Below are 21,798 nucleotides of genomic sequence, written 5' to 3'. Positions count from 1 at the left end.
ATAATTAATCAACATTAAATAACAATTTCGCCGGCATTTGCCGGCGAAACTGTTTTTAGTCAGTAATGACTAAGCAAAGCCTTTCAAGCCAACAACATGTACGTGTTCTTGGTTGTTGATCACTTTACGCACTAATTTATAGGTGGTACCTTTTTCCGGGCTGATATTTTCTGGAGCGGCGATAATAAGTTGCATTTCTAATCGTTCACAAAGCTCAAAGAGCGTCGCAATCGATTTAGCATCCAGACGTGCCGCTTCATCTAAGAATAATAAGCGACATGGCGAAATATCCTTATTGCGCAGACGTTTAGACTCTTCTTCCCAACTTTGAATAACCATTAATAGAATGGACATCCCCGTACCAATCGCTTCACCGGTTGATAATGCACCACTTTCAGCGCGTAACCAACCATCAGCGCCACGATTAACCTCAACATCCATCTCTAAATAGTTTCGATAATCGAGCAACTCTTCACCAATATTTTGCGCTGTGCGTTGTCCCATATCGATATGTGGATTTAAGCGCTGATAGAGTTTAGCTAATGCTTCTGAGAAGGTAATACGATTATTACTAAACAGATCTTGATGCTCATTTTGTTCCTCAGCTAAGGCTGCGAGTAATGAAGAGTGAGCTTCTCGGATACTAACATTTAAACGCACCCCATTAACCTGACCAAATGCCACCTGCTGTAGGCCTTGGTTGAGCATACGGATACGGTTTTGCTCACGTTGAATGGTTTTACGAATAATGTTGGCCACACTTTTTGAGCTAATTGCCAATTGCTGTTCGCGTGCAGTGAGTTCCTCAGTTAATCGAGATAACTCAATTTCCATTTGCTCAATAGCCTCAATTGGATCATCAGTTTTAACAATATCCTGACGGATTCGTTCACGAAGATGTTTATAAACCGCAATATAAAATTGAACTTTACTTTCTGGTCGCTTAGGATCTTCTGATAAGCGTAACGCATCACGTAAATGTTCATTATCATTTACCGCTAAACGTAATGAACCGAGCGCCTTATCTGACATTGAGCGCAATTCATCAGCGCTTAAATAAGCTAATTCGCGACGATGTAATCTTCGTTCAACACTATTTTCTTTGACTAATCGTAAAACTAAGCACCACGCAGCTTTCGCGTCCACAACTTGTTCACGTAACTGTTTATAATCACGTAGTGTTTGTGTTAAACGTTTTTGCATTTGGGTCATTTCGCTTTCACACATAATCAATTGTTTTTCAAATGATGTACATTGCTGACGATTAGTATTAAGTTTTTGATGAATTTCATCTCGGCGAATGCGCGCGCGCTCTTCGGTCACGGCATCGGCTTTAACACCAATTTGTTCAATCTCTTTGTGTAGCTCATTAAGCATATCGCGTTTAGTTTCATATGCACTTTTAAGCGATGCTAGCGTTTGGTTATATTGATTATATTTATCTTGGTACTGCTGCATCTGACTACGTGCTTCATTGCGTTGTGCTTCCACCACTTCGAGCCGAGAACGTAGTTTTTCATTTAGATCACTATTTTCATTTAGCATACCTGCCGAATCTTCATAACTAAAATGTGCACGGCGTTGCATGACTTCAGTTAAAGCAAAAACTTGTTGACGAATAGTCTGCTGTTGATTCTTGATGGTACTATATTGCTCACGCAGTGACTCATTTTGCTCTGGGTCACTTTGCAACACAGCAATAAGCGGTTCTAATTCTGAAATAGTATCACGATTACGGTTAACATATTGCGCAGCTTCTTGCGCTTCAATGACTTGTTCGCGTAAATCATCAACCCGATCAGCTAAGTCATCATCAGCTAATAGATGCATCTGAGCAACCAATCGATTGACCGTAGCTAACTGCTCTTTACAATTTGCCACCTGTTGTTGGTTTTGTTTATCAATGCTTTCTTGCGACAATAATTGCCGTTCGATTTCATTGCGTCTGGTTGTTAGTTTTTGCGCTTCAGCTTCGGGATCAATATCAAACGCTACTGATAGGTATTCACCAATAAACTGGCCAACATTTTGCTCAATACGTTGCAATTTTTGCAGATCAAACGAAATCGTTGCATAATTTTCATGTAGTTCATCACGTTCAGCTGATAATTTTTCCAGATGAATTTCACGGGCAGCGCGTCCAAATAATGGCACTTTAGGGAAACTTGAGAAGCGCCATTGGCGATCACCGGTTTTAACCAGAACAGATTTATCCATCTCTTCACAATCAAATACGCTATCATCAAATGAGGATGGATCGCCTTCGATAAAATAGATATCTTCCGGATAGTCTTCTTCACTACTGGTCAGGCTTTCAAGTTGTGCTTTAACTAACGATAAATCCGGTACCACAATAGCTTGTCTTGATGGACCATATAATGCGGAAAAGTAAGGTGCATCATCAATGGTGACATCTTCATAAATTTCAGAAAGTAATACACCATTGAATCGTTCGGCTAAAGCGGATAAACGACTATCATCAACTCCACTTGGTTGATTAAGTTGCTCTATTTGTGTATCAAGTTGATTGCGTTTGAAATTTATTTGGTCACGTTGAGTAACAAGCGTGCGCTCTTGTTCAAGCAGTTGTTGTAAATGCTGAGTAACAGATTGACTATTAGTAAAGGTCTGTTCTGTCTGCTCTTGTAATGCAATAAGAGCATCTTGAGCTTTTAACCATAATGGTGCTTTTTGCCGATATTCACTAATTTTAGTTTGGATTTGCTCAAGTTCTTGTCTAAATTCAATCCGTTTTTCACTTGATTCATTAGCAAGTTCAGCATTTTGATCCAATTGAACTTCAAGTTCTTGTTTAAATTCATCAAGTTCATCATAATTGAGTTGACGACCAAGGCGCTTACAGAATTGAGTTAGTAATGATTCAGCTTCTTTTTGTTCAAAAAAGCGTTGCTCTAATTCTTCTAATTGTTGTTGTAGATGTTCAGCTTGCTCAGCTTGGTAACATTGAGAAGGCCACTGCTTTAAGGCTTCTCTTGCGGCATGCCATGCATCGCTTCGCAGCACATCACCAACCAATTTAACCACCAGTTTATAGGCTCTATCGAATTGACTAATTGCCGCATCAGAAACACTAACTCTTTGTTCCAACTCTAATAATTGTTCAGTAATCTCTTTTTGTTTTTCTTCAAAAACTTCATAATGATCTTCAACATTATTGATAGTTAAGTTAGGTAATTGACATAATTGTTGGGCATTTTTTAACGCTTGAATTGCTTGCTGATATTGAATAGCGCGTGTTTGTTGTACATCCAAAGCTTGTTGATAATCAGCTAATTGCGTTTTTATCTCATCAACTTCTTGTTCAGTTTGCTCAACCCGATCGCGATAGGTTTGATGCTGTTCATTTGCTTCAATTACGACTTCATTTTGCTCTTCAAGTTTAACGTTGAGCTCATCTAAATCTGCTTGATAGCGGTCAATTTTTTCTTGTTGACGTAGAGCAGTTTGCACCAAATTAAGATGATCATTCGCCGCTTGAAGATCGGTCTCTAAATCCCCTTGCACATCTTGATATTCTTTCAGCTCTTTGGCCATTTCAACTTGGCGGTACTGATTACTGATAAGCTGTTCTTGGGTTTTAAACATATCGCGACGTAGCCCTAAGACCGATTCGATATGTACCCGACGCTCATTAGCATGACGCATATAATCAGCCGCAACATAGTTGGTCGATTCAGTAATTAGGTGTTTGAATAGATCACGATCGGATTGTGTGACACGAATAGCTTCCAGTGTCATGCGATTTTCACGTAGGGCGGCTTCCATATCTTGGAATGCTTTTCTAACGCCACTATTTTCTGGTAATAGATAATCACGTAATGAACGCGTAATGGCGCTGGAAATCCCACCGTAAAGTGAAGCCTCAATCAGACGATAATATTTACTGCGATCTGATGAAGAACGCAAACGTTTAGGTAATACGCCAAAATCAAACATCACTGAATGGTAATCAGTGATAGAGTTAAATTGTTTAAAAATAGCGCCTTCGGTTTTTTCAATTTTATCTTTTAACTCTGGTAAAGACAAAATTCGAGCTTGTTTGTCATTTAAGCGTTCAGTCACTAATTCAGTCGGGCGAATACTGACAGGTAAGCCTTGAATTAAGAAAGGTTTAATATCAACCTTTTTATCACGACCGGCAACTTGCTGTAAACGCACACCACAAATAATCCGTTGATTTCGAGAGTTAATGACATCAAGCATGGAGTAACACACCCCTGGTTTTAACTTACCGTGTAAACCTTTATCGCGTGAACCCGAGGTTGCTCCTGCTTCTGTAGTATTTCTAAAATGTAATAAAGTTAAATCTGGAATTAATGCTGTGACAAATGCGGCCATAGTGGTTGATTTACCCGCACCATTACCACCCGATAGGGTAGTTACCAGCTGATCGAGCTCAAACGTTCGAGCAAAAAAACCATTCCAGTTAATTAAGGTTAATGAGTGAAATTTACCGTGTCTCATCATTATTCAATCTCCTCATTAACATCTTCATCTTGTTCTTCACCATTATCATCATTTAACATCAGTGATGATTCAATTTTAATCGCTTCACCATCGCGAATCAGGCGTAATTGCGCCTCTTGAGCATCATCACTGCTACGCACATCAGCGCCAAAGCGGAAAATTGATTCATTAATCCGGAAACGACTACTATCATTACCGACGATAAAAAAGATCATACCGAGGCGACGTAGTCGATTGAGTGAGGTTTTGACTTTATCAAATAATTTTTGGCGATCTAAGTCAGAACCTGTAGAGCGCTGATTGACTATTTTCAATAATTTACTTTCATCAGCTAATGACACAAGTTCTTCAAAGAGTTCTTGTAAGGTAAATATACCCTCATGAACTAATCGTTCTGGACTTAGGTAGAGATAACATAATACTTTACCGACTAACATATCCAGTTCAGATAATACCGAACGTGGAATTAGCGTGGTTGAGCGCGGACGAAGATAGAAAAATCCTTCTGGCGCACGAATAAGTTCAACATTGTAACGTTGATAAAATTGCTCAAGCTCTAGTTGAAAATCCATTAAAAAAGCATGATTATCAAGCTCATCGATGCCAATATGACGACCGGATCTTAGTTGACTATCAAGCTCAGGAAAGAGCCGGTTAGCGATAGCTTGAGCCAATTTAACAGGCATATATTTATCAATTGACGCTTGAGAACTGCTTGCAATACGTCCCATAACTTCATCAAGATGATGAGCGGTTTGTTCTATTTCTAAATCTTTAGTATCTGTTGATGACATGTGCTTGTACCTTAGCTCCATAATCGTTAATAGGTTTCCATTCGGCAGGAATACCAAGTAAATCACTTTCGGCAACACCTAATCGAATAGCCTGATCAATAAACAATCTAGCAATATCAAAATGTTGTTCTTGTGGGAATTGAGCTAAATAACTATGAATAGCAATACTCATATCAAGTGGTTTGTTTTCCTGTTTGAAGACTGATAAATTTTGTTCAATGTGTGCAATAATATGTTCTTGAATTTCTTGAATCATTTCAAATTCAAGCTCAGATGGTAATTCACCCGTCACTTCTGCTTCATGCAGTGCTAATTCCTCATCACGCATATCAAGCAAACGTTCAGCGTTTGCAAAAGTCAGTGCCCATGGTGAGTCAAAATAACCTTGAATCGATTTGCGTAAGCGTTGTGAGAACACGCGATTCTTATCTAAGTCAATTGCGGTACGGATAAACTTATGAATATGTCTATCATAACCTATCCATAGATCGATTGCTTTTTGTCCCCAGCCAATAATTCGATCGAGCTTTCCTTGCAGATCAAGCACTATATTGTTAATTTTATCCAGATCAGGATTATCTAATGTGGCATCTTGTATCAAAAGCAAACTTGCTTGTAATTTATCACCCGCAGCTGCCAATGTGTCTTGCAATTCACGCAATGTTTGCGATGTTTCCGTAAGTAAACCTTCACAACTACTAATGGCTGCTTGCCAATCTTGGCTTAATAACGCGGAGATATTCTGTTTTACTTCAGTTTGTTGCTCATCCATCACTCGTTGTGTGATATCGATACTGTCAAAGATTTCAGCAACTGAATATTTTAATGGGGCAAAAACATTACGATGCCAATGTAAATCATCACCACCTTCAAGCGCTGCATCTGCTGCTCGTTTTAACTCTTGAGCAACAATAGAAAGCTGGATTGATAAGCGTAAGGTTGAAAATTCTCGTTGACGAATATAGTAATCAGAAATACCGATTCCCAGAGGTGTCAGCCGATAAATGGAATAACCATCCGTCATTTCGCTAGCAAAGCGAGTTATCAAGCGTTGACGCACTAAATCATTAATAGCATTGTTAGCACGAACAGCAATAGTATCTTCGCTTTGCTCAAAGATTTGTGAAACAAATCTGAAACCATCAATCAATTCAGATTCAGTCATTTCGCCATCAAAGCGTTCACTATTTAATACAGCAATCGCTAATAAAAAGGCCAATCGCTCAACTGGTAAAGCAATCGAAAAATCATTCTTTTTTGCCCAAGAGACCAGTTCTGGCACTGATTGGGAAAAATCGATCATAGTGATTCCTTAATAAAGATGTCTAGCATAACGACATCTCAAATAATATGAGAAACACAATATATTGTGTTGTGGACAAAATTATGTCGATTATATAACAAATCCCATTAGTTAAAAATAGCCAACTTTAGGATTTATTATTAGATGTGATAATCAAAACTTAATTTCCACCAATACGGCTATTACTATGATAAAAACGGCCTAATTATTATCCAATTACCTCTATATTTGCATTGACTTCTATAAATATAAGAACAATAATGATTATCATTTTCATTTAAAGAGATAGAGGTATCTATGCGTAAAGTATTGTTATCCGTTTTATTGGGGACTTTAATTGGTTTAATTTCACAATCCGTAACAGCACATGGTATATGGATAGCTAATCGAGTCGATCAAAAACAGATTGTTTTAGGTGAAGGGCCATTAGACAATGGTTATCATCCTGAAAGCGTAAAACAAGTTAAAGCTTATAATGGTGATTGGTCTGTACTGCCTGTTTCTAAAAAAGTACATAATAACTTTGTAACTATCGAAGCTGCTAATGAAACTGCGGTTGTAACAGTCGATTTCGATTATGGTTATTGGACCAAAAATTCGGAAGGTAAATATGTCAATTTACCGATGAATGAAGTTAAAGGAGCTAATAATGGCACGCACGCCATAAAATATAGTGTTAACTATTTATCATCCGTTAAGCAACCTAAAATGATACAAGATATTCCGCTGCAAATTGTGCCTTCTGTTGATCCAACAAAATTGAAGCGTGGTGATAGTTTACCAATTACTGTTTATAAAGATGGAAAACCGTTGACCAACACTGCGGTTATTGTTGATGTGGTTAATAACTTAGATAAAACAGTGAAAACTGATGATAAAGGCCAAGCTACTATTATAGTGCCAAATCAAGGTCTAAATGTTATTGGTGTTGAAATTGGTTTTCCGCTTAAAGATAATCAATTAGCGACACAAGATAAATTCTTTACCACTCTAGTTTTTACCCTAATTCCTGAAGAAGATTAAATTAGCAATAAAAAACGGGATAATAGTCCCGTTTTTTATTAATTCTCTTACTGAACTTCAGCATTGAGCGGACGCGGTATTAGGAAGCTAGTAACTAAAGCTAACACCGTAATGACTAATCCCAAGAATATGCCATTGAAGTAACCATCAACTGAGTTACCATTTAGCATTTGAATTGCTGGCAATAGGGCAAAACTCAATCCGGCACCTAAATTAAACGCCCCAGCATTCATGCCCGGTAAGAATCCAGGATTCTCTTTAGGTGATAAAACAACGCCTAATCCATTTAAAATGATATTGGCCATACCTGCATAAAAAATACCAAGTAGAATAACGCCTAGCGATAAAATAGGTAAAGAGTGAATGCCATAAAACATAATAATCAAAATACCAATAATACAGCCGACTAAACCAAATTTGAGCACTTGGTTATACCCCATGGTTGGTGCCAATCTTCCTGAAAATGGTCCCACAAACCAACCGATTAAAGCATAAGGTGTGAGAAAAATTAATGAGGCCCAATCTGCTTCTAGTCCAAAGCCAATCTCATGATTTTGTGCAATTGACATTACTAAACCATTAACAATAGCAAAAATGCCGGTCATGGTTAATGTGGTAGTTAATAACAAAGCCCAAGTAGCGCGTTTTTTCAAATGGTGGGTGGTAACTAAAGGTTGTTTATTTGTTTTTTCAACCTGCCAAAATAGTATAAAACATATAATAGCAAACAGTGTTAACCCTATAACAATCAACCAATTTGCATTACTTAGTTTACCCGCTTCGTTAAGAGCAAGTAATAACGCAGCTATAGTTAGAACAATGAGTAAGACACCTAACCAATCCATTTTAGTGCCTGCCGATGGTTTAGATTCGGAGGCGAAACGATAAACCAAAACAGTAGAAATTGCGGCAACAATAGCAATAACCCAAAATACAGACCGAAAACCGAAATACGTAGCAAGTAAACCACCTGCGATAGCATCAACCCCAGCAATGCCACCATTTACGGCGGTTATTATTCCCATTAACATGCCATATTGTTTAACATCTTTTACTTCAAAACTTAACATTAATAAACATAATGGTACTACTGGTCCCGATACCCCTTGAATAATGCGCGCGACATATAAAACTTCTATATTAGGCGCAATAGCAGCTAACACAGTACCTAATGTCATTATAAGTAACATACCGGTTAATACTTTTTTTCGTCCTTTTATATCACTCAATCGAGGTAAAAATAGTGAAAATAGTGCAGCTGCTGTAAAAAAAGCGGTTTGTGATAACCCAACAGCAGCATCATTAGTTCCTAACTCTTTTGCTATAGTTACTAATACAGGGCTTAACATACTGGCATTGAGTTGGAAAGCAACACATGCTGCTAGTAAAGCGACCATTAAAGCCAAGATTTTATTTTTTTTCTGGCTTAAATCTGCCATATTTTACCTCATTAAATATTTTTATTGATCTACATTTGAACTCTAGTAATGACTATATACGAATAAGATGCTTTGCTATATATCCAATCAACACGCTTAAAAAATAAATATTTTCAATATGTTATACGTAAATTAACCCCAGCTTATTGATATATTGATATGCTTTACTAGATTAGTGATGTTAACTTTTTTAATTATGACTATGCGGTATTAATTAAAACTGAAGTTAAGATTGTTAACATATTGGTTAACAAACGAAAATTTAGTTAAATAAATTACACGCGAGTTGAATGGGTTCAAATCTAATTAACATTTAGCTATAAAATTAATATTTAGCTATAAATAGAAGAAAACCCATTTTTGGCAAACAGATGAGTTCTTAACGATTATTAAGATAGTTCACTTTTAACACAAACTATTCACACTGATTACAAAAGAAATATTCTAATTTCAATTTTCAGATTTAAAATCCACTTATTATTAAATTTAATATTAAGATTTCGATAATAAAAAATAAATTACCTACTCGCACTGACGGTAATTTGTGCTAAAATCGACGCTATGAATAATCTTTCTTAACATAAGGATGTAACGCAATGCATATCGGTATACCAAAAGAACGGTTAGCCAATGAAGCTAGGGTTGCAGCAACGCCTCAAACAGTTGGTCAACTGTTAAAACTTGGATTTACAGTTTCAGTAGAACAAGGTGCTGGACATGCTGCTCATTTTGAAGACCAAGCTTTTATTGATGCTGGAGCCACAATTCAAAACACTAAAGATATTTGGCAAAATGATCTTATATTAAAATTTCATGCACCTTCTGATGATGAAATCGCTTTAATGAAAGAGGGATCATCAATCATTAGTTATATTTATCCAGCTCAACATAAAGAGCTTTTGGAAAAGCTTGCCACTAAAAATATCACTGTAATGGCTATGGATTGTGTGCCTCGTATTTCACGAGCTCAATCACTCGATGCTTTAAGCTCAATGTCTAACATTGCTGGTTATCGCTCTGTTATTGAAGCGGCTAACCAATTTGGTCGATTCTTTACTGGACAAGTAACTGCTGCTGGTAAAGTACCACCAGCAAAAGTATTGGTAATTGGTGCTGGCGTTGCTGGTCTGGCGGCGATTGGTGCGGCAGTTAGCTTAGGTGCGATTGTTCGTGCTTTTGATACTCGCCCAGAAGTTGCCGAACAAATTAATAGTATGGGTGCTGACTTCTTAGAATTAGATTTTGAAGAAGAAGCTGGTTCTGGTGATGGTTATGCTAAACAGATGTCTGCTGCGTTTATTGAAGCTGAAATGGCATTATTTGCAGAACAAGCCAAAGATGTTGATATCATTATCACTACCGCATTAATCCCAGGTAAACCTGCACCAAAACTTATCTCTAAAGAGATGGTTGAATCAATGAAACCAGGTAGTGTTATTGTTGATTTAGCAGCCTTAACAGGTGGCAACTGCGAATTAACCAAACCAGGTGAAGTATTTGAAACAGATAATAATGTTAAAATTGTTGGTTACACAGATTTAGCCAACCGTATGCCAGCTCAAGCATCGCAATTATACGGAACTAACATTGTTAATTTATTAAAATTACTTGCCAAAGAAAAAGATGGAAACATCGACATCAATTTTGAAGATGTAGTGATTCGTGGTGTAACTGTAGTTAAAGATAAAGAAATAACATGGCCTGCGCCTCCAATTCAAGTTTCTGCACAACCTCAGAAAAAAGCAGCTGAGCCTATTGCTAAACCTGAACCTAAGCCAATGCAACCAGCCAAAAAATATGGCATTTTAGCTTTATTGATTATTGCTTACTTCTGGCTAGCAAATTCAGTACCTGAAAGCTTCTTAGGACACTTCACCGTATTTGCATTATCATGTGTAGTTGGTTATTACGTGGTATGGAATGTTACCCATTCTTTACATACACCACTAATGTCAGTTACCAATGCGATATCTGGTATTATATTAGTTGGTGCAATACTACAAGTTGGTGATGATAATGGCTTAACTACGGCAATTGCCTTTGTTGCTATTTTAATTGCTAGTATCAATATTTTTGGTGGATTCTTTGTTACTCAAAGAATGCTAAAAATGTTCCAACGTGGCAAGTAAAGGAGATTATTGATAATGCTTAGTCAAGGAATCATTCAAGCAGCTTACGTAATTGCTGCACTTCTTTTTATCTTTAGTTTGCGAGGACTATCAAATCAAGAATCAGCCAAATCTGGGAACATTTATGGCATGATTGGTATGGCAATTGCACTTATTGCTGCTGTAGCAAGTATAAAAGGCGGACTTCACTGGATCATCATTGCAATGATCATTGGTGCAGTTATTGGTCTCTACCTTGCTAAAAAAGTAGAAATGACTCAAATGCCAGAACTCGTTGCCCTACTCCACAGTTTTGTTGGTATGGCTGCTGTTCTTGTTGGGATAAACAGCTTTTTAGATCCACACGGGGTTCCAGCGAATGAAGTAACAATTCATTTAGTTGAAATTTTTGTAGGTGTATTTATCGGTGCAGTTACTTTCTCAGGATCAATTGTAGCCTTTGGAAAGTTAAATGGAAAAATTAGCTCAAAACCATTATCTCTCCCAAATAAACACTATCTAAATTTAGCAGCAATAGTTGTATCAGTTATCTTGATGTTTACATTTATCAAGGTAGAAACTGGCGCAGGTGCCTTAATTAGTTTACTTATCATGACAATTATTGCTCTAGTGTTTGGTTTCCACCTTGTAGCATCAATTGGCGGTGCGGATATGCCAGTTGTTATCTCAATGCTTAATTCCTATTCTGGTTGGGCGGCAGCAGCGGCAGGCTTTATGTTACAAAACGATCTTCTAATTGTAACTGGTGCGTTAGTGGGTTCTTCAGGTGCAATCCTCTCTTATATTATGTGTAAAGCAATGAATCGTTCATTTATCAGCGTAATTGCGGGTGGTTTTGGGAGTGACGGTAGTTCATCAAGCTCATCAGAAGAAGAACAAGGTGAATACCGTGAAATGCAACCAGTTGAAGTTGCTCAAACTTTAAAAGAAGCTCGTTCAGTGATTATTGTACCAGGTTATGGTATGGCTGTAGCTCAAGCTCAAGGTGCAGTAAGCAATATTACTGAAAAACTTCGTGGTATGGGTATTGAAGTCCGTTTTGGTATTCACCCAGTCGCAGGACGTTTACCTGGCCATATGAATGTATTATTAGCCGAAGCCAAAGTTCCTTACGATATTGTATTAGAGATGGATGAAATTAATGATGACTTCCCGGATACCGATGTTGTTTGGGTAATTGGTGCTAACGATACAGTTAACCCAGCAGCTGAAGAAGATCCAAATAGCCCTATCGCAGGTATGCCTGTTTTAGAAGTATGGAAAGCCAAAACAGTCATTATTTCTAAACGTTCAATGAATACCGGCTATGCTGGCGTGCAAAACCCACTATTCTTTAAAGAAAATAGCTATATGTTATTTGGCGATGCCAAAGATAGTGTTGAAAAAGTGTTACAAAATTTATAATGATTTTACTATTATAAATATGCTAAATGAACTGCGACTTTTGTCGCAGTTTTTTTTGAGCATTAATTTTTATTATTTGAAAATGTATCTGACAAAAAGTTAACTACAAGATGAGTAATTTCACTATGTATTTCACTTCTCTGACGAATTCCTCCATCTTTACAAATAATTCCTTCACCTTGTTTTTCTTGGTTTAATATCTCTATTGCATTAGTTTTACACATTTGGATAAAACTAAAATGCATTGCATCCGGAATAGTAATATAAGTGGTAGATGACTTTGCTAAAAATTGTTGAAGGTAGCCGGATTCAAGTTGAACATTTGTATCATCAAGATCAATACCTGCACCAATAATAAGAGAAGGTATTTTAATTTCTTGCAAGCTTTCAATTGTAAATCCTCTTGTCAAACCGGCATCTAAAGATATAAAAGCTTTTATTCTTGGGTCTAACATACTTTTATTCAGCTCTGAATTTGCTAAACCAAGTTCAGATAGCAAATGACAACCTTTCAAATAAGAATGTATCTTACAATCCTGATTAAATAAATTAGTCGAAAATCTAGCGCCAGAAAGCGCAATTACAGACCAACCACCAAGAGAATGCCCTATAGCGGCAATCTGATTAAAATTAACAATATTTGAAAATGTTTGATTGCCAATTAAAGCCTCAATTGTTTTACTTAAATCTTGTGGACGTAACCATAGTTTAGATGATTGTTCAATATTACGATCAAATATGGTTGTTCCTGGATGATTTGGAGCAGCAACAATATAACCTTTTAAAGCAAGTTCATTAGCAAGCCAACTTAAATTTTGCCAACTTCCACCATAACCATGTGAAAGCAAAGCTAATGGATATTTAGTCGTACTGATTTTCGGTTCAGCATCAGGAGTAACATCATGACCATAAAAAATAGCATTTTCAGCTATAGTAACAGCGCCATGTTTATTGTTAATAGGATACCAAACAGCAATATCAAGCGGTCTGCCATCTTGGATATCATAGTGAATTCGCTTAAAACCAATATATTCTGATGCAGAACAAATAAAAGGAAAAAATAGAATAATAAATAAGTTCGTTAATCCTAAAAGGAATTTAGCCATGACATCCAACTTAATAAGGTTCTTTTTATAGTAATTTGAAATATTATAATAAGAAATAGCTTAAAGCCATGATAAAGTGAAGTGATAAACTTTATTTATAATAATTATTATAGTTAAATTCTAAATTAAAATTCGGTAATAAATTAACAACTTGAAAAAATCATTTTTTTTCAAGTTTTACTTGTTCTTTATGATAAAGGTAATAAGCCCCTCGGGAAACCATTCTAAGTTGAAAAATAAGATCTTCAATTAATTTTTGCCGTTGAATAATATCAAAATCAATAGCTTCTGCCCCGGCATTAAAAGCAATAGTAACCATGGCTTCCGCTTGTGCTTCATTATAATGATGTGGCATTTGATTAGCATTATCTAAATAATCGACCAACTCCACAATAAAGTGCTGAATTTCTCGTGCAATTGCCGATCGGAATGCTGAAGATGTTCCTGCTTTTTCTCTAAGCAATAGCAAGAACACTTTAGGATTTTTATCAATAAATTCAATGAATGTCGTTACTGATGTTCGAAGAACACTCCCACCTTTTTCAATACGCTTTCTGGCTTGGCGTAGTAATTGCCGGAGTGTTAAGCCACTTTCATCAACCATCGCTAAACCTAACTCATCCATATCTCGAAAATGTCGATAAAAGGAAGTGGCCGCGATGCCCGCTTCACGAGCAACCTCACGCAGACTAAGACTTGCAAAACCTTGTTCCGCGTTAAGTTGATTAAACGCAGCATCAATTAAACTTCGACGCGTTCTCTCTTTTTGCTGCGCTCTAACTCCACAGGTTTTAACATTTTTCATTTTTTAATTCAGCACTATAAAAAATATAAATTATTTATTCGTTTGTCCTAATAATCGTTCTTTTTCAGCAAATACTTTTGGCATATGATCTCGAATGGTTTTCGCAATTGTTTCATAACGCGCACGTAAAGGCGAACCTGGTCGATAAATTAGGGCTATACTTCGTGTTGGAACCGGATCAGTACACGGAATATAACAGATATTATCTCGAGTACGTTCATTTGGAGCGGCTAATTCAGGAAATAAGGTAATTCCACGTCCTGCTGATATCATACTTCGCAATGTTTCTAAACTTGTTGCTTTAAATTGTTTATCTTCGTCAATTCCTACCTGAAAACAATACCCCATCGCATGTTCACGCAAACAATGACCATCTTCCAACATTAAAAATTTTTGACCTTTTAAACTGGAAAGTTTAACCGTTGGTTTACTGGCTAGTTCATCATTTGCCGGCACAGCTAAAAACATTGGTTCATTAAATAATGGCAGTTCAATAAATTGTGCGGTTTCTTTTACTTGAGCGATAATGGCACAATCCAATTTACCACTTTCAAGTTGAGCAACAATATTAGCGGTTTGCGCTTCATGTAGATAAAGTTCCAGTTGTGGAAAAGATTCATGTAATACGGTAATGACATGTGGTAGCAAGTAAGGTGCAATAGTTGGGATTAAGCCAATATGCATAGGACCGGACATCTCTTCACCTTGACGGCTAGCCATCTCCTTTAATATCTGAATATTACGTAAAATCTCTTTGGCTTGCTCAACAAGCATCATACCTGTTTGAGTAAATAATACTTTACGACTAGTGCGTTCAAGTAACATTACACCTAATTCATCTTCAAGCTTTCTAATTTGACCACTTAATGTTGGTTGACTAACATTACAAGCATCAGCTGCTTTACGAAAGTGCCGAAATTCAGCTAACGATACAAAATATTCCAAATCACGAATATTCATAGAGTCCCCAATAAGTTATCAGTTAAAGGTTATGTTTGCGAAATAAAAAAATAGAGATATTAACTATTTTATTAAAATTAATTTATAAATAAGTGCAATCAAACTAATGAATCATTTAAAACAAAATTTAAAAACATATTGATTAAAATCTTATTGTTTTATTTTTCTAAATTAATCTAGCTAATTGTACTATATAAAGTACTATTGTTGATAGTTATGTTCAAAAAATCAAACAGATTATTTAATGATTGCGATGTAAAACGCACTATTCTACATGTTATAGCCTTTCTAAGAAAAATGGAAAATTAAAGTAAACTAGGATATAATCGCGCGCTAGATTACTATATAACCATATTCCTATATAACCATATTCAATAGAGGTGCGCTATTTTTAAACAAGTTTCTCGCTTTTATCGTAAAATGTTCCATCACCAAGAACGACAAGAGTCGCACTATATTTCCATCTCACGTAAAGAGCATAATATTTCTCATAAAAATATAAGCGAAAATGCGTTAAAAGTACTATATCGATTAAATAAACAAGGTTATGAAGCCTACTTAGTTGGTGGTTGTATTCGTGATCTTCTTTTAGGCAAAACACCTAAGGATTTCGATATTGCGACCAATGCGACGCCTGAACAGGTTCAAAAGATTTTCCGTAATTGTCGCTTAATTGGTCGACGTTTTCGTTTAGCGCATATTATGTTTGGTAAGGAGATAATCGAGGTTGCTACCTTTAGAGGAGAGCATGATGATCAAAGTGAACAAAAAAATATCTCAAAACGTTCACAATCGGGGATGTTATTGCGTGACAATGTCTATGGGACAATAGAACAAGATGCTGTTCGTCGTGATTTCACGATGAATGCACTTTATTATAATGTTAAAGATTATACTATTCGTGATTATTGTGGTGGCTTAAGTGATTTGCAAAATGGTATTATTCGATTAATAGGCGATCCACAGACAAGGTATCGCGAAGATCCAGTCCGGATGTTAAGAACAATCCGTTTTGCCGCAAAACTTAATATGAACATTGAGTCTGCTACTGCTGAACCAATAAAAAAACTTGCGCCATTGTTAAAGAATATTCCTTCTGCACGTCTCTTTGATGAATCGTTAAAATTATTGCAATCAGGGTACGGTTACGATACCTATATATTATTAAAACAGTTTAACTTATTTGAGCAATTGTTTCCTGTGGTTGAACGTTTATTTATACAAAATCATAATGGAAACGTGGAAAAAATAATTGCTCAAGTATTAAAAAATACAGATTATCGAATAGCCAATGAGCAACGTGTCAATCCTGCTTATTTATATGCTGTATTTTTTTGGTACCCAATTATAGAACAGACACAATTAAACTGTGTAGAAAGCGGTTTGCAATATTATGACTCTTTTTCAATGGCAATTAATGATATATTAAGTGAGCAATGCCGCATCATTGCTATACCAAAGCGTTTGACGGCAGTAATGAGTGATATTTGGCGCTTACAATTGCGAATGAAAAAACGTGAAGGGAAACGTGCTTTTGTCATTTTAGAACACCAAAAATTCCGTGCAGCTTATGATTTATTAGAAATGCGTGCTTCAGTTGAAAAAGGTGAACTTTTAGATTTAGCTAAATGGTGGGATGAATTTCAACATGTATCATCTGAAAGGAAAATTGCCATGGTAAAACAACTTGGTAAATCCAATAAGCGATTTACTAAACGCTAATTTTTTCATTCGCACTTTTATAAATAACCGCTATAATGTTGAAATAAAATAATCATAATTAAACTCTGATCATTAATGAAAAAATTACCGCTTTCTCGTATTGCTATAGCTGTTACATTTTCCTTATACAATTGTAGCAACCAAAGTTATGCAATAGGCTTATCACAAAATGACGCTACCAATCCGCAGTGTCTTATTGATGTACCAAGATTTGATCGACCAATCGTTCGTGAAGATATCAATCAATTACCAATTAATACTGAAGCAGATGAATTTGAGACAGTTCGCACCAATCTAGCGACTTATACTGGTCATGTTAATGTTACACAAGGTAATCGCACTGTTCTATCGGATAAAGTTACGATTGATTCTAATGATGCAAATAATCGAATGGCAATATTAGATGGCAATATTACTTATCAAGATAATTTGATACAGGCAAAAGGTGACCATGCATTAATAAATCTTAATAATTATGATTCCAGTATGAATCCAAGTGAATACCATCTAGTTAATAAACTTGGACGCGGTGATGCTGATGAAGTTAAACTTGAAAAGAATCGCTATATAATTCTTAAAAATGGTAGTTATACTTCCTGTCCAATAGGTGATAATGCATGGAATATTAAAGGGTCAACCATTATCCATGACAATGAAGAACAATTATTAGAAATTTGGAATGCAGTATTTAGAATAAAAAAAGTTCCTGTTCTCTATTCGCCTTATTTACAATTGCCAACTGGTAATAAAAGACGTTCTGGATTATTAATACCTAATTTTGGCTACGATAGCGTCGATGGTATAGATTTTTCATTACCTTATTATTGGAACATCGCCCCGAATTATGATGCAACAATAACACCAAGAATCTTACAACATCGTGGCGTACAATTACAAACCGAATTTCGCTACTTAAATCAATTAGGATTAGGGACTTTCTCTTTTGACTGGTTACAACATGATAGTCAATACAGTGAAGATAGGAAAAAAGCCACCAACGGTAATAAATATGATAATAATCGTAATCGATGGTTATTCTATTGGAAAAACGATGAACTAATTAACTATAATTGGCGTTTCATTGCAGATGTTACCCGAGTGAGTGACAACCAATATTTAACCGATCTCAATTCTAAGTACGCATCTCAAACAGCTGGATATTTAACCCAGTATTATAAAGTTGCTTATAACGATGAAAATTGGGATATCGCTTTAGGTTACAAACATTTTCAACCATTCCACTATGATATTCTTTACCAAACTCAGCCACAATTAGATATCAACTACTACAATTATGAGCTGGGACCATTAAAATTTAAGACATTCTCTCAATTGTCACATTTTATTAATTCCACAGAGAATGAACCTGAAGCTTGGCGAGCCCATATTGAACCAACGGTTAGTTATACGGCGAATAATTCTTGGGCAAATTTATCTACTGAAACAGGGTTTATGGCAACCCATTATAATCAGAAAAACATATTCAAATATAATAAGGAACACGAAAGTCAAGGAGTTAGATTAGACCGTAATGTAAATCGTTTTATACCTAAATTTAATATTGATGGTAAAGTTATTTTTGAAAGAGATGTCGATTTGATTGATGGCTATAGCCAGACACTTGAACCAAGGGTGAAATATACTTATATTCCTTATCGCAATCAATCAAATATTAGAAGTTATGATTCAACTCTTTTACAGGCTGATTATATTGGTTTATTTAGAGATCTGACTTATAGTGGTTTAGACCGTATTGCATCGACCAATAAACTTGCCAGTGGTGTCACGACACGTTTTTATAACAGTAATAAAATTGAAAAATTTAATATGTCTATAGGACAAATAACTTACTTCACTAAATCGAAAACGGGTGATCATAATAATGATTTAGATAAAAATTCTGATACCGGTAGTGTCACTTGGGCTACCGACAATTTCTGGCGAATTAGTGATGATATTATTTTCCGAAGTGGCCTTCAATACGATACGCGTATAGATGCTATCTCACTGGCTAATACAACGTTTGAATTTCGACCGTCGAGCGATAAATTAATCCAATTATCTTATCGTTATGCTAATCGTGATTATATTGATACGGTAGACGATAGATATAAATATTCCGCATATAAAGGTTATAAACAAGATCTGTCCCAAGCTGGAATTATGGCAAGTTGGCCACTATCTGAAAAATTTAGTGCTGTGGGTTCTTATTATTATGATATGAAACAAAAGCAAATTTCAGATGGTTTTATTGGCATAAATTACAATGATTGTTGTTGGGGAGTAACCGTACAATATGGTCGTAAATTGATTGATTGGGACAATATGGCACAAATAAGTAAATATAAAAATAAACTTTCAATTATCTTTGAACTTAAAGGTTTAGGTATTAATCGAGATACAAAAGCCAAAATGTTAAATTATGGAAAATTACCTTATACAACAACATTTGAATAAACATACTGATAAATTTATTAAGATAAATTCAAAATCGCAACAACATAATGAGTTGATTAAATATGAAATTATTAAAACTTTTTATTGCATTAAACTTGAGTGTTAATTTAATGCTTTTTACACCTCTTTCCGCAAATGCAGCACCGAAAGTGGTAGAACAAGTTGCTGCTGTTGTTAATAATAACGTCATTTTAGAAAGTGATGTCAGTGACATGCTAAAAACCATTAAAGCCAGTAGCGATCCAAGTTCTTTACCAAATGATAAAATACTTAGACAGCAAATTATTGATCGTTTAATTATTGAAAAACTTATTTTACAAAGAGCAGCTATAGCTAAAATTACCATTAGTGAAGATCAAGTTACTGCAGCCATCGAGAATATTGCTGATGAAAATGGTATGACAATAGATGAACTAAGAAGCCGATTATCAACAATGGGAATGAGTTATAGTACATATCGGGATCGAATTCATAATGATATGCTAATTGAACAAGCGCGTTTACATGAAGTTAGAAACCGAATCCAAATCTCGGATAGAGAAGTAGAAAATTTATCTAAAACAATGGCTAGTCAACCAACCAGAAATATTGATGTCAAAATAAGTCATATCTTAATTGCTATTCCGGAAACGGCTTCGAAACAACAAATTGACAATGCTACCAACAAAGCTATAGATATCATCAACCGAGCTAAAAAGGGTGAAAATTTTGCTAAATTAGCAGCCTCTTTTTCTAATGATGACCTCGCCTTGAAAGGTGGTGCTATGGGATGGAAAAAGATAAATGAGTTACCGACAATTTTTGAAGAACGACTTATTCGCGCACCAAAAGGAAGCGTTATAGGACCAATCCGTTCAGGTGTTGGACTGCATGTATTAAAAGTGGACGATACTCGTGCTGAAGCACCACAAAAAATCACACTTCAAGAAGTTAATGCGCGCCATATTTTAATTAAAACCAATGTATTAGTAACGGATCAAATAGCTAAACAAAAACTCAACGATCTTCGTAAAGCTATCATCAGCGGGGCAACAACGTTTGCGGCGGCGGCAAAAGCTAATTCTGAAGATACCGGCTCAAAAGATAGTGGCGGTAATTTAGGTTGGAATAGACCTGAAATTTATGATAATGGATTTAGAATTGGATTATTAAAATTGAAAAAAGGTGAAATCAGTCAACCTATAAAATCATCTTATGGTTGGCATTTAATCCAACTAATTGATACAAGGCAGACTGACGGTACTAATTTAGCGAAAAAAGATCAAGCTTATCGACTTATTTTCAATCGTAAATTTGCTGAAGAAGCACAAGTTTGGGTTCAAGAGTTAAAAGGTGATGCATATATCAAAATTACAGGTGAAGGCAAGAATGAATAATCGTGTTCATCAAGGGCATTTTGCTCGTAAACGATTTGGTCAAAACTTTCTACACGATAATTATATTATTGAAAGTATTGTAGCCGCCATACAACCCAAGCAAGGTGAGGCCTTAGTCGAAATAGGTCCTGGGCTTGCCGCATTGACAGTACCTGTAAGTAAATTAGTCGATCATCTTACGGTGATTGAAATTGATAGAGATTTAGCTAGTCGATTAGTTGAAAATCCTTTTTTACAAAATAAAATCAGTGTAATTGAGCAAGATGCATTAAACTTTGATTTTAATCAGTTATCCGATACATTAGGTCAGCCATTAAGGGTGTTTGGTAATTTACCTTATAATATTTCAACACCATTGATGTTTCATTTATTTGAATATGCTCCGATCATCACTGATATGCATTTTATGTTACAAAAAGAGGTAGTTAAACGTTTAGTTGCTGCGCCTAATAGTAAAGATTATGGTCGCTTAAGTGTCATGGCACAATACTACTGTCAAATTATTCCTGTTTTAGAAGTACCACCTACTTCTTTTAAACCAGCACCTAAGGTTGATTCAGCTGTAGTTAAACTAATACCTTACAAACAAAAACCATATTTAGTTAATGATATTAAAGTGCTGTCACGTATTACTACTGAAGCATTTAATCAAAGACGTAAAACCATTCGCAATAGCTTAGGTAATTTATTTACGGTTGAGCAAATTAGTGAACTTGGTATTGATCCAAATTTACGCGCCGAAAATTTGACGGTAGAACAGTATTGTCTATTAACAAACGCTTGGAAATAACC

At 35.7% G+C, this 21,798-nt stretch carries 14 protein-coding genes; 7 read left to right on the top strand and 7 right to left on the bottom strand.

The features are described from left to right. Nucleotides 1–69: 69 nt before the first annotated feature. From mukB to mukF, 3 genes are read right to left on the bottom strand one after another with little or no spacing between them, the layout of a single operon-like run. The gene (gene mukB / locus DKK70_RS02750; RefSeq protein ID WP_110432638.1) at nucleotides 70–4,488 is read right to left on the bottom strand and encodes a chromosome partition protein MukB; all 4,419 of its coding nucleotides are present in this window, start codon (nucleotides 4,486–4,488) and stop codon (nucleotides 70–72) included. Next, complete coding sequence (gene mukE, locus DKK70_RS02745; RefSeq protein WP_110432654.1) at nucleotides 4,488–5,219, bottom strand: chromosome partition protein MukE; 732 nt, start codon at nucleotides 5,217–5,219, stop codon at nucleotides 4,488–4,490. Before mukE ends, mukB begins: the two co-directional genes overlap by 1 nt. A gap of 43 nt (nucleotides 5,220–5,262) precedes the next feature. Continuing rightward, the gene (gene mukF, locus DKK70_RS02740; RefSeq protein ID WP_110432637.1) at nucleotides 5,263–6,585 is read right to left on the bottom strand and encodes a chromosome partition protein MukF; all 1,323 of its coding nucleotides are present in this window, start codon (nucleotides 6,583–6,585) and stop codon (nucleotides 5,263–5,265) included. A gap of 297 nt (nucleotides 6,586–6,882) precedes the next feature. Here mukF and DKK70_RS02735 point away from each other — a divergent pair, with 297 nt between their 5' ends. After that, nucleotides 6,883–7,608, top strand: coding sequence for a DUF4198 domain-containing protein (locus DKK70_RS02735; protein ID WP_110432636.1), 726 nt, complete (start codon nucleotides 6,883–6,885; stop codon nucleotides 7,606–7,608). Nucleotides 7,609–7,655: 47 nt separating this feature from the next. On the opposite strand, the gene uriT is transcribed toward DKK70_RS02735, so the two are convergent. After that, a complete protein-coding gene (gene uriT, locus DKK70_RS02730) occupies nucleotides 7,656–9,047 on the bottom strand; it encodes a uridine transporter UriT (protein ID WP_110432635.1) in 1,392 nt (463 codons plus the stop codon). A 596-nt stretch (nucleotides 9,048–9,643) separates the two neighbouring features. Between uriT and pntA the strand changes: the two genes are divergently transcribed. Together pntA and pntB are read left to right on the top strand one after the other, a co-directional pair. After that, nucleotides 9,644–11,176, top strand: coding sequence for a Re/Si-specific NAD(P)(+) transhydrogenase subunit alpha (pntA, locus tag DKK70_RS02725; RefSeq protein WP_110432634.1), 1,533 nt, complete (start codon nucleotides 9,644–9,646; stop codon nucleotides 11,174–11,176). A 15-nt stretch (nucleotides 11,177–11,191) separates the two neighbouring features. Beyond that, on the top strand, nucleotides 11,192–12,580 hold the full coding sequence (gene pntB, locus DKK70_RS02720) for a Re/Si-specific NAD(P)(+) transhydrogenase subunit beta (RefSeq protein ID WP_110432633.1): 1,389 nt from the start codon (nucleotides 11,192–11,194) through the stop codon (nucleotides 12,578–12,580). Nucleotides 12,581–12,642: 62 nt separating this feature from the next. On the opposite strand, the gene DKK70_RS02715 is transcribed toward pntB, so the two are convergent. The 3 genes from DKK70_RS02715 to oxyR all read right to left on the bottom strand — a co-directional run bounded on the left by DKK70_RS02715 (nucleotide 12,643) and on the right by oxyR (nucleotide 15,451). After that, nucleotides 12,643–13,686: an alpha/beta hydrolase family protein gene (locus tag DKK70_RS02715; protein WP_110432632.1), complete on the bottom strand. Its 1,044-nt coding sequence runs from the start codon at nucleotides 13,684–13,686 to the stop codon at nucleotides 12,643–12,645. Between the two features lie 160 nt (nucleotides 13,687–13,846). Beyond that, complete coding sequence (fabR, locus tag DKK70_RS02710; RefSeq protein ID WP_110422652.1) at nucleotides 13,847–14,491, bottom strand: HTH-type transcriptional repressor FabR; 645 nt, start codon at nucleotides 14,489–14,491, stop codon at nucleotides 13,847–13,849. Between the two features lie 30 nt (nucleotides 14,492–14,521). Further along, nucleotides 14,522–15,451, bottom strand: coding sequence for a DNA-binding transcriptional regulator OxyR (gene oxyR / locus DKK70_RS02705; protein WP_110422651.1), 930 nt, complete (start codon nucleotides 15,449–15,451; stop codon nucleotides 14,522–14,524). A 420-nt stretch (nucleotides 15,452–15,871) separates the two neighbouring features. Here oxyR and pcnB point away from each other — a divergent pair, with 420 nt between their 5' ends. The 4 genes from pcnB (at nucleotide 15,872) to rsmA (ending at nucleotide 21,796) form a co-directional block, all read left to right on the top strand. Beyond that, nucleotides 15,872–17,173, top strand: coding sequence for a polynucleotide adenylyltransferase PcnB (gene pcnB / locus DKK70_RS02700; RefSeq protein ID WP_110432631.1), 1,302 nt, complete (start codon nucleotides 15,872–15,874; stop codon nucleotides 17,171–17,173). Between the two features lie 75 nt (nucleotides 17,174–17,248). Further along, nucleotides 17,249–19,630, top strand: a complete 2,382-nt coding sequence (lptD, locus tag DKK70_RS02695; RefSeq protein WP_110432630.1) for an LPS assembly protein LptD — start codon at nucleotides 17,249–17,251, stop codon at nucleotides 19,628–19,630. Nucleotides 19,631–19,692: 62 nt separating this feature from the next. Then, the gene (gene surA, locus DKK70_RS02690) at nucleotides 19,693–21,006 is read left to right on the top strand and encodes a peptidylprolyl isomerase SurA (protein ID WP_110432629.1); all 1,314 of its coding nucleotides are present in this window, start codon (nucleotides 19,693–19,695) and stop codon (nucleotides 21,004–21,006) included. Then, nucleotides 20,999–21,796 (top strand): 16S rRNA (adenine(1518)-N(6)/adenine(1519)-N(6))-dimethyltransferase RsmA, encoded by a 798-nt coding sequence (gene rsmA, locus DKK70_RS02685; protein ID WP_110432628.1) that lies wholly within the window; start codon nucleotides 20,999–21,001, stop codon nucleotides 21,794–21,796. The genes surA and rsmA overlap by 8 nt, the downstream gene beginning before the upstream one ends. Nucleotides 21,797–21,798 lie beyond the last annotated feature (2 nt).

Source organism: Gilliamella apicola, assembly GCF_003202655.1.
Classification (GTDB): Bacteria; Pseudomonadota; Gammaproteobacteria; order Enterobacterales; family Orbaceae; genus Gilliamella; species Gilliamella apicola_R.
This window is presented reverse-complemented; position numbering and strand designations above follow the sequence as displayed.

Excerpts from the sequence above, each read along its gene's own strand:
- mukB (WP_110432638.1), bottom strand. The coding sequence starts at position 4,488 with ATGATGAGACACGGTAAATTTCACTCATTAACCTTAATTAACTGGAAT.
- mukE (WP_110432654.1), bottom strand. The coding sequence starts at position 5,219 with ATGGGACGTATTGCAAGCAGTTCTCAAGCGTCAATTGATAAATATATG.
- mukF (WP_110432637.1), bottom strand. The coding sequence starts at position 6,585 with ATGATCGATTTTTCCCAATCAGTGCCAGAACTGGTCTCTTGGGCAAAA.
- DKK70_RS02735 (WP_110432636.1), top strand. The coding sequence starts at position 6,883 with ATGCGTAAAGTATTGTTATCCGTTTTATTGGGGACTTTAATTGGTTTA.
- uriT (WP_110432635.1), bottom strand. The coding sequence starts at position 9,047 with ATGGCAGATTTAAGCCAGAAAAAAAATAAAATCTTGGCTTTAATGGTC.
- pntA (WP_110432634.1), top strand. The coding sequence starts at position 9,644 with ATGCATATCGGTATACCAAAAGAACGGTTAGCCAATGAAGCTAGGGTT.
- pntB (WP_110432633.1), top strand. The coding sequence starts at position 11,192 with ATGCTTAGTCAAGGAATCATTCAAGCAGCTTACGTAATTGCTGCACTT.
- DKK70_RS02715 (WP_110432632.1), bottom strand. The coding sequence starts at position 13,686 with ATGGCTAAATTCCTTTTAGGATTAACGAACTTATTTATTATTCTATTT.
- fabR (WP_110422652.1), bottom strand. The coding sequence starts at position 14,491 with ATGAAAAATGTTAAAACCTGTGGAGTTAGAGCGCAGCAAAAAGAGAGA.
- oxyR (WP_110422651.1), bottom strand. The coding sequence starts at position 15,451 with ATGAATATTCGTGATTTGGAATATTTTGTATCGTTAGCTGAATTTCGG.
- pcnB (WP_110432631.1), top strand. The coding sequence starts at position 15,872 with ATGTTCCATCACCAAGAACGACAAGAGTCGCACTATATTTCCATCTCA.
- lptD (WP_110432630.1), top strand. The coding sequence starts at position 17,249 with ATGAAAAAATTACCGCTTTCTCGTATTGCTATAGCTGTTACATTTTCC.
- surA (WP_110432629.1), top strand. The coding sequence starts at position 19,693 with ATGAAATTATTAAAACTTTTTATTGCATTAAACTTGAGTGTTAATTTA.
- rsmA (WP_110432628.1), top strand. The coding sequence starts at position 20,999 with ATGAATAATCGTGTTCATCAAGGGCATTTTGCTCGTAAACGATTTGGT.